This is a genomic window from Sulfitobacter sediminis (assembly GCF_040811725.1).
GTDB lineage: Bacteria > Pseudomonadota > Alphaproteobacteria > Rhodobacterales > Rhodobacteraceae > Sulfitobacter > Sulfitobacter sediminis.
This window is the reverse complement of record NZ_JBFNXX010000002.1, coordinates 55,745-70,901: the sequence shown is the minus strand read 5'-3', so window position 1 is coordinate 70,901 and position 15,157 is coordinate 55,745. Positions and strand designations below refer to the sequence as shown.

General features: G+C 63.4%; 14 protein-coding genes. 9 read left to right on the top strand and 5 right to left on the bottom strand.

The window, feature by feature from the left end:
- Positions 1–54: 54 nt before the first annotated feature.
- Together AB2B41_RS02860 and AB2B41_RS02855 are read left to right on the top strand one after the other, a co-directional pair.
- Positions 55–939 (top strand): MBL fold metallo-hydrolase, encoded by an 885-nt coding sequence (locus AB2B41_RS02860; RefSeq protein WP_367876234.1) that lies wholly within the window; start codon positions 55–57, stop codon positions 937–939.
- A gap of 49 nt (positions 940–988) precedes the next feature.
- Positions 989–1,411: a protein tyrosine phosphatase family protein gene (locus AB2B41_RS02855; RefSeq protein WP_367876233.1), complete on the top strand. Its 423-nt coding sequence runs from the start codon at positions 989–991 to the stop codon at positions 1,409–1,411.
- 5 nt (positions 1,412–1,416) lie between these two features.
- Here the strand turns inward: AB2B41_RS02855 and AB2B41_RS02850 are convergent, their stop codons facing one another.
- The 5 genes from AB2B41_RS02850 to AB2B41_RS02830 all read right to left on the bottom strand — a co-directional run bounded on the left by AB2B41_RS02850 (position 1,417) and on the right by AB2B41_RS02830 (position 7,510).
- Positions 1,417–2,628: a FliM/FliN family flagellar motor switch protein gene (locus AB2B41_RS02850; RefSeq protein WP_367876540.1), complete on the bottom strand. Its 1,212-nt coding sequence runs from the start codon at positions 2,626–2,628 to the stop codon at positions 1,417–1,419.
- 81 nt (positions 2,629–2,709) lie between these two features.
- Positions 2,710–5,433: an ATP-binding protein gene (locus AB2B41_RS02845; protein WP_367876232.1), complete on the bottom strand. Its 2,724-nt coding sequence runs from the start codon at positions 5,431–5,433 to the stop codon at positions 2,710–2,712.
- The gene (locus AB2B41_RS02840; protein WP_367876231.1) at positions 5,433–5,720 is read right to left on the bottom strand and encodes a hypothetical protein; all 288 of its coding nucleotides are present in this window, start codon (positions 5,718–5,720) and stop codon (positions 5,433–5,435) included. The genes AB2B41_RS02845 and AB2B41_RS02840 overlap by 1 nt, the downstream gene beginning before the upstream one ends.
- A 16-nt stretch (positions 5,721–5,736) precedes the next feature.
- The gene (locus AB2B41_RS02835) at positions 5,737–6,102 is read right to left on the bottom strand and encodes a response regulator transcription factor (protein WP_367876230.1); all 366 of its coding nucleotides are present in this window, start codon (positions 6,100–6,102) and stop codon (positions 5,737–5,739) included.
- A gap of 112 nt (positions 6,103–6,214) precedes the next feature.
- Complete coding sequence (locus tag AB2B41_RS02830) at positions 6,215–7,510, bottom strand: short-chain fatty acyl-CoA regulator family protein (RefSeq protein ID WP_367876229.1); 1,296 nt, start codon at positions 7,508–7,510, stop codon at positions 6,215–6,217.
- A 225-nt stretch (positions 7,511–7,735) separates the two neighbouring features.
- Here AB2B41_RS02830 and AB2B41_RS02825 point away from each other — a divergent pair, with 225 nt between their 5' ends.
- From AB2B41_RS02825 to accC, 7 genes are all read left to right on the top strand, one after another.
- The gene (locus tag AB2B41_RS02825; RefSeq protein ID WP_367876228.1) at positions 7,736–9,106 is read left to right on the top strand and encodes a substrate-binding protein; all 1,371 of its coding nucleotides are present in this window, start codon (positions 7,736–7,738) and stop codon (positions 9,104–9,106) included.
- A gap of 93 nt (positions 9,107–9,199) precedes the next feature.
- A complete protein-coding gene (locus tag AB2B41_RS02820) occupies positions 9,200–10,231 on the top strand; it encodes a branched-chain amino acid ABC transporter permease (RefSeq protein WP_367876227.1) in 1,032 nt (343 codons plus the stop codon).
- Positions 10,232–10,234: 3 nt separating this feature from the next.
- Positions 10,235–11,449 (top strand): branched-chain amino acid ABC transporter permease, encoded by a 1,215-nt coding sequence (locus AB2B41_RS02815; protein ID WP_367876226.1) that lies wholly within the window; start codon positions 10,235–10,237, stop codon positions 11,447–11,449.
- Positions 11,450–11,461: 12 nt separating this feature from the next.
- The gene (locus AB2B41_RS02810) at positions 11,462–12,226 is read left to right on the top strand and encodes an ABC transporter ATP-binding protein (RefSeq protein ID WP_367876225.1); all 765 of its coding nucleotides are present in this window, start codon (positions 11,462–11,464) and stop codon (positions 12,224–12,226) included.
- Between the two features lie 41 nt (positions 12,227–12,267).
- Positions 12,268–13,029: an ABC transporter ATP-binding protein gene (locus AB2B41_RS02805; RefSeq protein ID WP_367876224.1), complete on the top strand. Its 762-nt coding sequence runs from the start codon at positions 12,268–12,270 to the stop codon at positions 13,027–13,029.
- Between the two features lie 256 nt (positions 13,030–13,285).
- Positions 13,286–13,792 (top strand): acetyl-CoA carboxylase biotin carboxyl carrier protein, encoded by a 507-nt coding sequence (gene accB, locus AB2B41_RS02800; RefSeq protein WP_367876223.1) that lies wholly within the window; start codon positions 13,286–13,288, stop codon positions 13,790–13,792.
- A 12-nt stretch (positions 13,793–13,804) separates the two neighbouring features.
- Positions 13,805–15,157: an acetyl-CoA carboxylase biotin carboxylase subunit gene (gene accC / locus AB2B41_RS02795; RefSeq protein ID WP_367876222.1), complete on the top strand. Its 1,353-nt coding sequence runs from the start codon at positions 13,805–13,807 to the stop codon at positions 15,155–15,157.

Here is a 15,157-nt window from a genome sequence, read left to right as displayed (position 1 = left end):
CTTGGCCAGGCGGCGCGCAGCCGCTAGTTTCAGCCTAAGCTCAAGGAGGCCCGCATGACACAGACCCTTTCCGTCCCCTCGCCCATCGTGACCGCGTTCTTCGACGACGCCACGAACACGGTGAGCTACGTGGTCCAGGACCCCGAAGGCTCGGCCTGCGCGATCATCGATTCCGTGTTGGACTTCGACCAGTTCGCCGGACGGACCGATACCGCCTCGGCCGACCGGATCATCGCCTTTGTCACCGATAAGGGGCTCAACACACAGTGGATACTGGAAAGCCATGTGCATGCGGACCATCTGTCCGCCGCGCCCTATCTTCAGGAAAAGCTGGGCGGCAAGATCGGGATCGGATCGCACATCACGACCGTGCAGGACACCTTTGGCAAGATCTTCAACGAGGGCACCGATTTCCAACGCGACGGCAGCCAGTTCGACGCGCTCTTCAAGGACGGTGACAGTTTCCACATCGGGCAGATGCGCGCGGATGTGATGCACACGCCGGGTCATACGCCCGCCTGCCTTACGTATGTGATCGGCGACGCAGCCTTCGTCGGGGATACGCTGTTCATGCCGGATTTCGGCACCGCGCGCTGCGATTTCCCCGGCGGCTCGGCCAACGACCTCTGGCGGTCGATCCAGCGCATCCTTTCCCTGCCCGATGACACGCGCATCTTCGTGGGTCACGACTACAAGGCGCCGGGCCGCGACCAATACGCCTGGGAGACGACCGTGGGCGCGCAGAAGGCCGCCAACGTCCACTTGGGCGGCGGCAAGGATGAGCAATCCTTCGTCGATCTGCGCCAGACCCGCGACGCGACCCTGGGCATGCCCAAGCTTATCTTGCCGTCGCTACAGGTCAACATGCGCGCGGGTCACATGCCGCCTGCCGACAAGGACGGCAAGGTGATGCTGAAAGTGCCGATCAACCGGCTCTGAGAGCCGTTCCGCGCTGGACAGGACCGAAGCGCTTTCGTAATCCTGCCGGATGGACCTTCGACAGCTCACCCCCCGCTATTTCGTCAGCCCGCAGATCGATCCGGGCGATATGGAAGCGCTGCGCGCCGCCGGGATCACCCGTATCCTGTGCAACCGCCCGGACCCGGAAGTGCCGCCAAGCCATTCGGCGGAGGCCATCCGCGCGGCGGCAGAGGCAGCAGGTATCAGCTTTGTTGAACAGCCGCTGACCCATCAGACCATGGTGCCGGAGGTGATCGCCAGAAACCGCGAATTGGGTGCCGATACCGAAGATACGGTTCTGGCCTATTGTGCGTCCGGCACACGCTCCACCATCGCCTGGGCGCTTGGGCAGGCAGGGAACATGGACGCGGACAAGATCGTCGCGGCAGCCCGCGAAGCTGGCTATGACATCGGGAATATCCGGCACGTGTTGAACCAGCCCTTCGGCTGACAGGGCTAGCCCGCGTTACGCTGACGTAAATCCATGTCGAGATCCGGCAGGTCCGACATGTCGGGCAAGTCCGGAAGATCATCCAGATCCGGCAGGTCAGCCATGTCAGGCATTGCCGTGTCCGCCTGATCCCCGTCTCCTTGCAGATCCGACAGGTCCGGCAGCGGCGCGGGCGCTTCTGCCGCGGTTTCGGGAGCCCTGTCGGAAAGAGGCATGCCCATCTCGCCCAGTTCCGGGGTATCCAGCGCGTCGCGGTCCGCGGCACGCCGGTCGAAGGGCGCCTCGGCTCTCGGTGCATGCTGCACCTGTACCGCGCGCTGCCCGTCGACCTGACCAAGCGTTCCGCGCCGCACTGTCTGGCCGGTGATGGTTTGCACCCGCACATCATCGAAACGCGCGTTTCCGATCTCCAGCACGCTCCCGACCTCGAGCGCGCCAAGCCGTTTCAGCGGCATTCGGATGCGCGCGAGACTGATCCGCAGTTCCGCATTGAGGTTTTGAATCGTCTCGACCAGTGCGTCGGACGGTGCAACCCGTGGCGCGAGGCTTTCGTTGTCCGGGGCCGCCGTGCCCTGCTGTTCCACCTGATCCACATGGTCGGGCTTCGGCAAGCAGAACAGGATACGGCCCTGGCGGACTCCGCCCGCGATATCGACGCTTAGGTCCACCAGTTCATAGCTCGGCAAATCGAGCGACATAGCGAGCATGCGCGCATCCTCGATCCAGGCACCGTACGCATAGCCTTCGATCAGCTTTCTGTCCCCCGGCTTTTCCGGAAGGGGCGCAGCGCGCGCGAGAAGCGCATCGAGAAATGGCGCACAAATGGCGGCATCGGTCTGGGTGAGGGTGCGCTCGCCCTCGCCCGTGTCCTTGAGAACCTTGCCCATGGTCTGCTGCTGAATGAGCGCCCCCACGAGCGCGGGATCGAGGATCGTGCCAGCCCGGGCCCGTGCGGGCCCGTCGAGCAGCATCAGGAGGCCCGGATCGGACAGGCGGTCGGCCAGATCGTCGCCCGAAACCGTTTCGGTGCGAATCGCGATCAATGCCATCGCCATGTCGAGCATTTCGTCCGCAACGCGGGCAAGTGTGAGCCGAAGCGCCTTGGCGAGCGACACCGCGCGCGACTGATGCTCGGCCCGGCCCGCTTTTGCCTTGCGGTGAATGATGGTGCCGCCAGATGCCACGTCCCCGTGGGCCGACGTGTCGGGCACTTCCATAGAATACACTGATCCCGTCTGTTGCACCCGCTTGTGCGGTTTCAGACCCGAGCCATAGCCCATTGCAGGTTACCATAGCCTTTATGACGCGGCGGCGACCTCGGTACCGGCAGGCGTCGCCAGCGCGCTCAGAGGCAGGTGGACGCGGAAAGCCGCGCCGCCCCGGTCCCTGAGATAGATGATCCTGCCGCCGAGCCGCGCCATGATTTCCTGGCAAATGGCAAGCCCAAGACCGGCCCCGTCACCCTGAGAGCCGCTTACGCGGTAGAATTTCTCGAAGATCACGGCCTGCTCGTCCGGGGCGACCCCCTCGCCATTGTCGACGAAGTCTATGTTCAGCCCGGCTGATTTCAGCTCCGGCGTGATCGTGAGCTTTGGTTGTTCCGAGCGGCAATATTTCTGAGCGTTGCTGATGAGGTTGATGAAAACCTGAACAAGCCGGTCGAGATCGGTATGCAGGACGACACCGCTGGCTGTACTGACCACCTCGACGTCGAGCGTGCTCGACGCACCGGTAAGAGCGGTCGTCACCGCCCTGTCGAGCACGTCGTGGAGAGGCTCGCGACCAAGGTGCAGGGTGACCTGACCGTTCTCGAGGACCGAGAGATCGAGCAGGTCGTCGAGCAGCCGCGTCAGGCGGATCGTCTCGGAATGGATGATCGAGGCATAGCGGCTCTTTTCCCCTTCCCCAAGGCTCCCGCCGTCTCTGAGGATCTCCGAGAACGACCGGATGGACGTCATGGGCGTGCGAAGCTCGTGGCTGATCTGGCTGAGAAAGGCGTCCTTCTGGTGCGACAACTGGGTCAGCTTTTCGTTCGCGGCGCGCAGCTGGGCCGCAGTTTCGGACAACTCGCGCGATTTCAGCTCGAGCTGGCTGGAGTATTCGAGCATCTGGGCGGATTCATCGGCGACCGCCAGCAGGTCCTGCACCGATACCGACGTGCCCCCGACGATCTGGCTGACCATGGCATGCGCCGTCGCAGCCCCCACCGAAGCAGCCAGTTCACGCTCAAGCGCCTGGACGAAGGCGGGCGTGGGTTCCGGCAGGTTGCCGGTGATCCCCTGCGCCCGCGCCTCGGCACGGAAGAACGCCTGCGCCTCGGTCGCCCCCAGAATGCGTTGCGCCATTATCATCAGGTCTTCGCTGCCCGCCACGGAAGCCGTCCAGCCCCGCGTCGCCCCCGCGTGGTCGAGCACGTTGACGAATTGCGCGCCCTGCAGCCGTTCGATGGGATCGGGAAAGGTAAAGAGCGATACGGCGAAGAAAATCAGTGCGTTCAGCGACAGGCTCCAGACCACGTCGTGCACCGTGGGGTCCAGCCCCTCGATCCCGAAAAGCGCGTTGGGCCGCAGCCAGGCGAGACCGAAAAGCCCCTGTTCGAAGACCTCGCGTGAAAGCGCGACATCCACGCCGAAGCTGGGCAGCAGCATTGTGAAGACCCAAAGCGCGAACCCTGTCGCCAGACCGCACAGCGCCCCCAGCCGCGTCGCTCCCCGCCAGAAGATTCCACCCAGCAGCGCGGGCAGGAATTGAGCGACCCCGCCAAAGCTGATCGTACCGATGGCGGCCAGCGCGCCGCTCCCTCCCGAGGCGCGGTAGTAGAAGAAGCCAAGCGAGATGATGATGAGGATGGAAACCCGCCGTGCACGGATGACCACCTTGCGGACGTCCCCCGATTGCGTGGCCCCGCCCTGCCGCATGGCAAGCCAGACGGGCATGACAATGTGGTTGGAAACCATAGTGCTGAGCGCCAGCGTGGCGACGATGACCATGGAGGTCGCCGAGGAAAAACCGCCGAGGAAGGACAGCATCGCCAGTCCGTTCTGGTTCTGGCTGAGTGGCAGGCTGAGAACGAAAAGATCGGGGTTCGATCCCGCGGGCATCAGGTCGAGCCCCACGACAGCAATGGGGACCACGAAAAGGCTGATCAGCATCAGGTAGGCCGGAAAGGCCCAGGAGGCGATCTGCAGATGACGGTCATCGTCGTTCTCGACCACCATGACTTGGAACATGCGTGGCAGGCAGAGGAAAGCGGCCGCCGAGAGCATCGTCAGCGCCGCCCAGCGGCTGCCCTGCACCTCCCAGGCCCCGATGGGCGAGGCGTCGATCCGGTCGAGCATCGGGCCGACACCGCCCGCCAGACCCCAGACCACGAAAATGCCCACGGCAAGCAGGGCGATCAGCTTGACCACCGCCTCGACGGCGACGGCGATGACGACGCCGTGATGCCGGTCGTTCACGTTGAGGTTCCGCGTGCCGAAGAGCACGGTAAAGACCGCCAGCCCTGCCGCCACCCAGAAAGCCGCCTGTGCGGCGTTGAAACCGCCGCTGGCGCCAGAGGCTTCGGCTTCGGGGGCGGCGAAAATCGACAACGACAGCACCACGGACTGAAGCTGCAGGGCGATGTACGGCGTCACCCCGATCACCGCCATCAGCGTGACCGCGATGGCCAGCACGTTGGACTTGCCGTAGCGCGAGGAAATGAGGTCGGCGATGGAGGTCACCCGCTGGCTGCGTCCGATCCGCACAAGCCGCCTGAGAACCCACCACCATCCGATGGTGACCAGCGACGGACCCAGATAGATCGTCAGATATTCCAGCCCGGACCGCGCGGCATATCCCACGGCGCCGTAAAAGGTCCATGCCGTACAATAGATCGAGAGCGACAGGGTATAGACCAGAGGTGAGCGCAGCAGCGCGGCCCCCTTCCCGCGCACAGCGGCCCGCTCGGCCAAGAAGGCCACACCAAAGAGAAAGACCACGTAGGCCAGGCAGACAAGGACGAGTTGGTTAAGGGCCACCATCACTCGGTCGCGTCGGAATTCGGCGATATCGTAGCGATGCCCGAGGCGGTCCTGCGCCACAGCAGAAAGCAGACAATCACGAGCGCCACCCAGACCCCGAACAGATAGCGGAGCGCCACGCTCATCGGGATGGGGTCGGCGGCAGAAGTCTCCGGTGCACCGGGCAAGGGCCAGAACAGAGGCACCATCCAGAGCAGCAGTCCGAGCACCGGGAGCATCCGGATCGCATCGAGCATACGGCGGGTGCGGTAGCTCTTGCGTTCGAGAAAGATCGGACCTTCGGTCATGTCAGCCCTCGTATTCTCAGCTGGTCAGGTCGCGCACCGCGTCCAGCATCTCGGCGTTCGAGAAGGGTTTGGTCATAAAGCGGCTCACGCCCGCCTTTTCGGCCATCTCGCGATCACGGCTCTGCCCCCGCGCGGTGAGCATCAGCACCGGCAGCGCCGCCAGATCGGGATCGGCGCGCAGGTCGTGCAAGATCTCAAAGCCGCTCTTGCCCGGCAGCATGACGTCCAGCATCACAAGATCGGGCTGCGCATTGCGGATCACATTGACCGCATTCGCCCCGTTGGCCAGCGTTTCCACCCGCCAGCCCTCGTTCGACAGCAGAAAGCGGATCGCTTCCGCGATGTTCAGCTCGTCCTCGACAAGCACAACATGTTTGCCCATGTATGGCGTGCCTCCCCCCTTACTGTTGCGCCTTTTCCGTCTGCTGCGGATTTAGGCACAGTGCGCGACAGGATGCACCGGAACGGGTGCCCTGTCAAAAACTGATCTCCATTCAGACGCCCGCCCGCAGGATCGAAGGCTCGCGGCGGGCGCGGCAGCTTTGCTGGGGGCAAACGCGGCAGGTCGAGCCCACTGGCGTTCCCGCAGCCGCGCCCGCATCGGTGGGCAGCAGCAGCATCACCGCCTGAACCAGTGGCAGCGTATTGTAGCCCGCGATGGCCATCGCCTCGCAGGTGGCGAAGGCCTCGAATTGCGCCTGCGCCGGGCCAAGCTGGCTTACCCGCTCGCGGATCACCGCGCCGGGCTGACCGAGCACCGCGAAAAGAGGCCAGAGCGGGCAGCAAGAGCCGTGGCGCGGCACGGTGAAGCCTTCGACGGACTTGCGGAAGATCACGGTCCCGGAGCGGTCGCAAACCACCAGACCGGCCTCGAGCTCGGGCAAGGCGGCAAGCCTGCGCAGGACACAGGCGACCGGCACGCGCAGCGTGGAGGAGAGCGCGAGAGGATCGCTTCCGTGATCCTCGATCGCCGCGCGCAAATCCGAGAGAGACAGGCGTGCGGCGTCCCCGGCGACCTGACGCAGGACCACCCGTGTGGTATGGCGCGCGGCCTGCGAAACCAGTTCGGGAGCGTCCTCCACCATGCTGGCGATCAGGGCGTCGTCCACCTCGCCGCCTTCAAGCTCAGCAAAGCTGAAGTCATGGGCGGCGAGAAAGGCCTCGACTTCTTCCTGGGGCGAGCTGGCCGCGTCGGCGGCGTTCTCGGTGGAATCGAGGTAGCTGACCAGCGCCTGTGCACTGTCGGAGAGCCGGCGGCTGTCCTCGTTGATATTGGCGTGGAAGCGGTCGCGCCACTCGGGTTGCAGGGTCTTGGTCTCGGCGAGGATCGCGGCCGTGGAGCGGATCGCGGCGGCCGTCGAGAGCAGCTCATGCATCGAGGCGGCGAGATGCGGGTCGTGGGCCAGCCGGTCTGTCAATGCCTCGACCGTCTGCTCCAGCGCGGTGACCCGCTTGCGTGTGCCCGCGAGGACGTCTGCCCAGCCGGGGAAACGGCCAGCAAATTCATCGGCGCGCTCGGCCTCGGGGCCCGAAAGGCCGGCCTCGTCGGCGGCCTCGCGCAGGGCCGCGATCAGCGCGGCCTCGGCCCCTTCGGTAAGCGCCTGCGGCTCGACCCCGAGGCTCGACGCGATGTTAAGCAGCAGCTTGCCGCCGATTCTGCGGCGGTTGTGTTCGATCAGATTGAGGTAGCTTGCGGATATGCCGATCTCTCGGGCAAGGTCGGCCTGTTTCATCCCGGCCATGACTCGCCGTTCGCGGATGCGGCTGCCGGTCAATGCTTCGCGTGCCATTGTATGCCATCCTCGCAATATCGCGTGTTTTCAACGTGTTTCTGCGATGCAACATCAGTTTATTTACAGAGAACACAGAACGCTTGCGAAGATATTTACAAAAAATTTCAGCTAATCAAAGGGCTTATTGAAGGATTTTCATGGAACGCGCCATAGTGCCTTTGCACAATTGTGTCGCTTCGCCCGGGAGGATGGGCAAGTGTCTAATCCAAACGGGAGGAATTCATGTCATTTTCGAAACTGACGCGGCGTGGTCTGATCAAGACGGGTGCTGTCGCCAGCGCCGGTCTTGCGCTGCCAACCTATCTGCGTGCCGATGCCCACACCGGCTTTACCAACGCGCCGACGGGGGACACCGTCACGCTGGGCTTCAACGTACCCCAGTCCGGCCCCTACGCCGACGAGGGCGCGGACGAGCTGCGCGCCTATGAGCTGGCTGTCGAGCATCTGAACGGCACCGGTGCCGACAACGGCATGATGGAGACTTTCAGCTCCAAGGCGCTGACCGGCCAGGGCATCCTTGGCAAGAAGGTCGAATTCGTCACCGGCGACACGCAGACCAAGTCGGACGCCGCACGTGCTTCTGCCAAGTCGATGATCGAGAAGGACGGCGCGGTGATGATCACCGGCGGCTCGTCCTCGGGCGTGGCCGTGGCCGTGCAGGCGCTTTGCCAGGAGGCGGGCGTGATCTTCATGGCGGGCCTCACGCATTCCAACGACACCACCGGCAAGGACCGCAAGGCCAATGGCTTCCGCCATTTCTTCAACTCCTACATGTCCGGTGCGGCCCTCGCGCCGATCCTGGCCAACGAATACGGCAAGGACCGCAAGGCCTATCACCTGACCGCCGACTACAACTGGGGCTACACGACCGAGGAAGCAATCCGCTCCTCGACCGAAGCCATGGGCTGGGAGACGGTGAACGCGGTGAAGACCCCGCTGACGCAGACCGACTTCAGCTCCTACATCGCGCCTGTCCTGCAGTCCGGCGCCGACGTGCTGGTGCTGAACCACTACGGCGGCAACATGGTGAACTCGCTGACCAACGCGGTGCAGTTCGGCCTGCGCGACGCGCAGGCGAACGGCAAGGACTTCCAGATCGTCGTGCCGCTCTACTCGGAACTGATGGCGCTGGGTGCCGGCGCCAACATCGCGGGCATCATCGGTTCGCAGAACTGGGACTGGAAACTGGAGAACCAGCTGGGCAGCCGCTACATCGGCACCAACGCCTTCACCCAGTCCTTCGGCAAGAAGTACGGCGTTCCGCCGAGCCAGGCCGCACACACCTGCTATGTGCAGACCCTGCTTTATGCGGACGCGGTGGAGCGTGCGGGATCGTTCAACCCCTGTGCCGTTGTCGAGGCGCTGGAAGGCTTCGAGTTCGACGGGATGGGCAACGGCCCGACCCTCTACCGCGCCGAAGACCACCAGTGCTTCAAGGACGTGGTCGTGGTGCGCGGCGCTGCCTCCCCCAACGCGCAGACGCGCGAACTGGTGGACATCATCGAGGCGACCCCGGTCGAGCAGGTCACCTATGCGCCCGATCACCCGCAGTTCGCGGGCGGCGCATTGGGCAGCTGCAACCCGGGCGCATAAAGCTCTCGTAACGACAAGATAAACAGCCAGGGCGGGAAGTTCCCGCCCTGACGCACAGCCCGACGGGCTTCCTGCGCTTGGAGGTGGGACACCATGGACGCAATTATCCTGCAAATTCTCAACGGTCTGGACAAAGGCTCCGCTTATGCGTTGATCGCCTTGGGCCTGACGTTGATTTTCGGCACGCTGGGGGTTGTGAACTTCGCCCATGGCGCGCTTTTCATGATCGGCGCCTTCTGCGCGGTCACATTCAGCAAGCTGCTGACGCTGAGCCACATTGTCGTCGATGAGACGCAGAAGGACTTTCTGGGCAACCCGCTGAAAGTGGAAGTGCCTTATCTCTATGACATCTTCGGTCAACAGACAGGGGATGCGATCATCGACTGGGCGGTGCCACTGTCGATCCTGTTCACGATCCCGGTGATGATCGCCATCGGCTTCATCATGGAGCGCGGGCTGATCAAGCATTTCTACAAGCGCCCCCACGCCGACCAGATCCTCGTGACCTTCGGTCTTGCCATCGTGCTGCAGGAGATCATCAAGTATTTCTACGGCGCCAACCCGATCCCGACCCCTGCCCCGGCGGCCTTTGCAGGCTCCTTCGATTTCGGCGCGATGCTGGGGTTTGACCCCAACACGATCATCTACCCCTACTGGCGCCTCGTCTATTTCGCTTTTGCCGCCGTGATCATCGGCGGGGTCTTTGCCTTTCTGCAATTCACCACCTTCGGGATGGTCGTGCGCGCGGGCATGGCGGACCGCGAGACCGTGGGCCTTCTGGGGATCAACATCGACAAGCGCTTTACCATCATGTTCGGCATCGCCGCCGCCGTGGCGGGGCTGGCGGGCGTGATGTATGCGCCCATCAACTCGCCCAACTATCACATGGGGATGGACTTCCTGGTCCTCAGCTTCGTCGTGGTCGTGGTGGGCGGCATGGGATCGCTGCCCGGTGCGGTGCTCGCGGGGTTCCTGCTGGGCGTGCTGGAGAGCTTCGCCTCGATGGCGGGCGTTCTCGAAGTGCTGCCGGGGATTAACCAGATCATCATCTACCTTGTGGCGATCATCATTCTGCTGACCCGTCCCCGTGGCCTCATGGGCCGCAAAGGCGTGATGGAGGAATAAGACATGCTTGGACTGAACAAGAAAGACGGCACACTGCTGCTTATCGTGGCGATCCTCGCCCTCTTTGCCCCCTTCATCCTCAATCCCTTCCCTGAAGGGTCGGCGCTGGCGCAGTTCAACGCGGGCTATCCGGACCTGATGCAGCGGCTGGTGATCTTTGGCATCTTCGCCATCGGGTTCAACATCCTCTTCGGGCTGACAGGTTATCTCAGCTTCGGGCATGCGGCCTTCCTCGGGGTCGGCTCCTACGCCGCGATCTGGATGATGAAGCTGCTGACCATGAATGTGATCCCGGCGATCATCGTGTCGGTCATCGTGGCGGGCATCTTCTCGCTGCTGGTGGGCTTCATCTCGCTGCGGCGCTCGGGCATCTACTTCTCGATCCTGACGCTGGCCTTCGCGCAGATGTCCTACGCGCTGGCCTATTCGGTGCTGACCCCGATCACCGGGGGCGAGACCGGGCTTCAGCCCAAGATCAATGATCCGCGAGTGCTCGACGGCGCGCTTGCCGCGGGCGAGACCCCGCGCGCGAACCTTTTCGGGCTGGAGATGGGTTCGGGGTTCGATCTGACCATGGGGGGATGGATATTCACATTCAACGCGGGCTACTACATCGCCGCGGTGGTGATGCTTCTGGCCTTCTACCTCTCGATCCGCATCTTCCGCTCCCCCTTCGGGATGATGCTGCGGGCCGTTAAGTCGAACCAGCAGCGGATGAACTACACCGGCCTCAACTCCAAGCCCTACACGCTGGCGGCCTTTGTGATTTCCGGCATGTACGCGGGGCTTGCGGGCGGCCTGCTTGTGGCGATGGACACCCAGGTGGGGCCGGAACGGATGTTCTGGACCGCCTCCGGCGAAGTGGTGCTGATGACCATCCTCGGCGGCGCGGGCACGCTGATTGGCCCGGTGCTGGGCGCGGGGTTCATCAAGTACATGGAAAACATCGTCTCCAAGATCAACAAGTCGGTTCTGGAACAATGGTTCGCCTTCATGCCCGACGGGATCGAAGACCTGATGATCACGCTGGTTTATCCCTTCATCGGCAAGGGCTGGCACCTGACGCTGGGCATCATGTTCATGCTCGTCGTGATCTTCCTGCCCGGTGGCCTCGTCGAGGGCGGACAGAGGCTGGGCAAGGTGTTCCGCCGCCGTGACGACAAGGCGACATCGGTGGAATCCGATGCGGCCGAGCAACGCAAACCCGCTGCCGAATAAGGAGCTTGGAGCATGGCTATTCTTGAAGTGAAGAACGTGGGCAAGCGGTTCGGCGGCCTGAAGGCGCTGAGCGACGTGAACCTCTCGGTGGCCGAGAACACGGTGCATGCCATCATCGGACCCAATGGCGCGGGCAAGTCCACGCTGCTCAACTGCCTCGTGGGCAAGCTGATCCCCGACACAGGGTCGGTCATGTTTGACGGCCAGTCGGTGTTGGGTCGCAAACCCTACGAGATCAACCAGATGGGGATTTCCCGTGTTTTCCAGACGCCTGAAATCTTCGGCGATCTCACGGTGATGGAAAACATGATGATCCCGTGCTTTGCCAAGCGCGACGGGGCGTTCCGGATGCATGCGCTGGAAGGCATGGCGCATGAAAAGGACATCATCGCCAAGGCCGAGCACATGCTTGAGGAGATGCGTCTGATCGAGAAGCGCGATATGCACGCCGCCTCCATGTCGCGCGGTGACAAGCGACGTCTGGAGATCGCCATGTGCCTTGCCCAGGACCCGCGCCTTTTGCTGCTGGACGAGCCGACGGCGGGCATGGCGCGCGCCGATACGAACAACACCATCGATCTGCTCAAGCAGATCAAGGAAGAGCGCGACATCACCATCGCCATCATCGAGCACGACATGCACGTCGTCTTCTCCCTTGCGGAGCGGATCACGGTGCTGGCGCAGGGCACGCCGCTGGTGGAGGACACGCCCGACAACATCAAGGGCCACCCGAAGGTGCGCGAAGCCTATCTGGGCGAAACCCAGGACGCCGCGTAAGGCGGGGTTTCCCCCCGCCATTCCGCAGAAGGATCAGAAACATGAACACCCAAACGCTCGACCGCAAGGACAAGAACGCCAATCACGCGGCAACCGCCCCCGCCTATCTGTCGGTCTGGGACCTCGAAGCCTATTACGGCGAGAGCTACATCGTGCAGGGCATCAGCTTTAACGTGCACGAGGGCGAGATCCTCGCGCTGCTGGGCCGTAACGGCGCGGGCAAGACCTCGACCTTGCGGGCCATCGCGCGGCTTGCCTCGCCCGAGCTGCACAAGGGCGAGATCTGGCTCGATCACCAGCCGCTGCACAAGATGACCAGCCACGAGGCGAGCCAGGCGGGTCTTGGACTGGTACCCGAAGACCGGCGGATCATTCCGGGCCTTACGGTGGAAGAAAACCTGAAGCTCGCGCAGATCGCCCCGCCAATCGGCTGGTCGATCGAGCGTCTTTACGATCTCTTTCCGCGGCTGGGCGAGCGCAAGAACCAGGAAGGCACGACGCTGTCCGGCGGAGAGCAGCAGATGCTGGCCATCGCGCGGGCGCTGGCGCGGGACATCAAGGTGCTGCTGCTCGATGAGCCTTACGAGGGCCTGGCTCCGGTCATCGTGGACGAGATCGAAAAGACGCTTGCCATCATCAAGGACCAAGGCATCACCACCATCCTGGTGGAGCAGAACGCCGTGCGCGCGTTGCAACTGGCGGACCGGGCCGTGATCCTTGACACCGGCGGGATCGTCTTTGACGGCAACGCGCGGGAAGTTCTGGAGAACGCAGAGCTGCGTGCGGAGTACCTCGCCATCTGAGGACCCTGCTGCATCGGTCCCTGCCTCATGAAACCTCGGAAGGCGGCGCAACTGAAGAGCGCCGCCTTTCTTTTTGAACCGGGGCCAATGCGCCCGGTTTTCGGGGCGTCCCTGGTACAGGGTGCGCATCCGCTCAACAGTCAAGCGCCCGGTTGCTTCTCAACTGGCGGCTTTTCATGGCATATCCCTTCGCCTATAAGCGTGGCTGACGTCGCGGCCCCGAGCAGGCGCGGCACAGGGACATGTCGAGGAATATATGACAAAAAACACCCATGACGGTGATGTTGCATTCATCCGCGCGCTGGCTGAACTGCTGAATGAAAACGACCTCACGGAGCTTCAGGTCAAACGGGAATACGGCGAAGACGACAGCCTGAATGTCCGTGTCAGCCGCATGCCCCCCCAGCAGATCGTGACGCAGGCGGCCCCGGTGCACAGCGTCTCGGCCCCTGCCCCTGCTCCTTCATCGGCACCCGCGCCCGCGGCGGCTCCTGCGGGTTCGGATGCCGGTGCCGATCCTGCCGATCACCCCGGCGCCGTCACCTCGCCCATGGTTGGTACCGTCTACATGCAGCCCGAACCGGGCGCGCCCGCTTTCATCACCGTGGGGGCAAGTGTCGCCGAGGGTGACACATTGCTGATCGTCGAGGCGATGAAGACCATGAACCACATCCCCGCGCCCCGTGCCGGGACCATCAAGCGCATCCTGGTCGGCGACGGCGATGCCGTGGAGTTCGGCGCGCCGCTTGTCATCCTCGAATAGGGCGGCGGGACCATGTTCAACAAGATCCTCGTCGCCAACCGCGGTGAAATCGCCCTCCGCGTGATCCGCGCCGCCCGCGAGATGGGCATAAGGTCGGTTGCCGTCCACTCCACTGCCGACAGCGATGCGATGCATGTGCGCATGGCCGACGAATCCGTTTGCGTCGGTCCCCCGCCCTCGGCGCGGTCGTATCTGTCGATCCCCTCGATCATCGCCGCCTGCGAGATCACCGGAGCAGAGGCCATTCACCCCGGCTACGGCTTTTTGTCCGAGAACGCGAATTTCGTGCAGGTGATCGAGGACCATGGTCTGACCTTCATCGGCCCTACCGCCGAACATATCCGTGTGATGGGCGACAAGATCACCGCAAAAGAGACGATGAAGAAATTGGGTGTGCCCTGCGTGCCCGGATCGGAAGGCGGCGTGCCAAGTCTTGACGATGCAAAGGAGATCGGCGAGGCAATCGGCTATCCGGTGATCATCAAGGCCACCGCCGGCGGCGGCGGCAAGGGGATGAAAGTCGCCCGCTCGGCCAAGGAGATGGAGCGCGCCTTCATGACCGCGCGGGCCGAGGGGCAGGCGAACTTTGGCAACGACGAGGTGTACATTGAGAAGTACCTCACCACGCCGCGCCACATCGAAATTCAGGTCTTTGGCGACGGCAGGGGCCGTGCGGTGCATCTGGGCGAGCGGGATTGTTCGCTCCAGCGGCGCCACCAGAAGGTGTTCGAGGAAGCCCCGGGCCCAATCATCACGCCCGAAGAGCGCGCCCGGATCGGCAAGGTCTGCGCGGATGCGATGGCGGATATCAAGTACATCGGTGCTGGCACGATCGAGTTTCTCTATGAGAACGGTGAGTTCTATTTCATCGAGATGAACACACGTCTGCAGGTGGAGCACCCCGTCACCGAAGCGATCTTTGGCGTGGACCTGGTACGGGAGCAGATCCGCGTGGCTGCGGGCATGGAGATGTCCTTCCAGCAGGACGATCTGAAGATCAACGGCCACGCGATCGAGGTGCGGATCAACGCCGAGAAACTGCCGAATTTCAGCCCCTGCCCCGGTCGGATCACACAGTATCACGCGCCGGGCGGACTTGGCGTGCGGATGGATTCGGCGCTTTACGACGGCTACCGCATCCCGCCCTATTACGACAGCCTGATCGGCAAGCTGATCGTCCATGGCCGCGACCGGCCCGAGGCGCTGGCGCGTCTGAACCGCGCGCTGGGTGAGCTGATCGTGGACGGGGTGGACACGACCGTGCCGCTGTTCCATGCGCTCTTGCAGGAAAAGGACATCCACACCGGGGATTACAACATCCACTGGCTGGAAAAGTGGCTGGAAGCCAATCTGGGCAATGCCTGA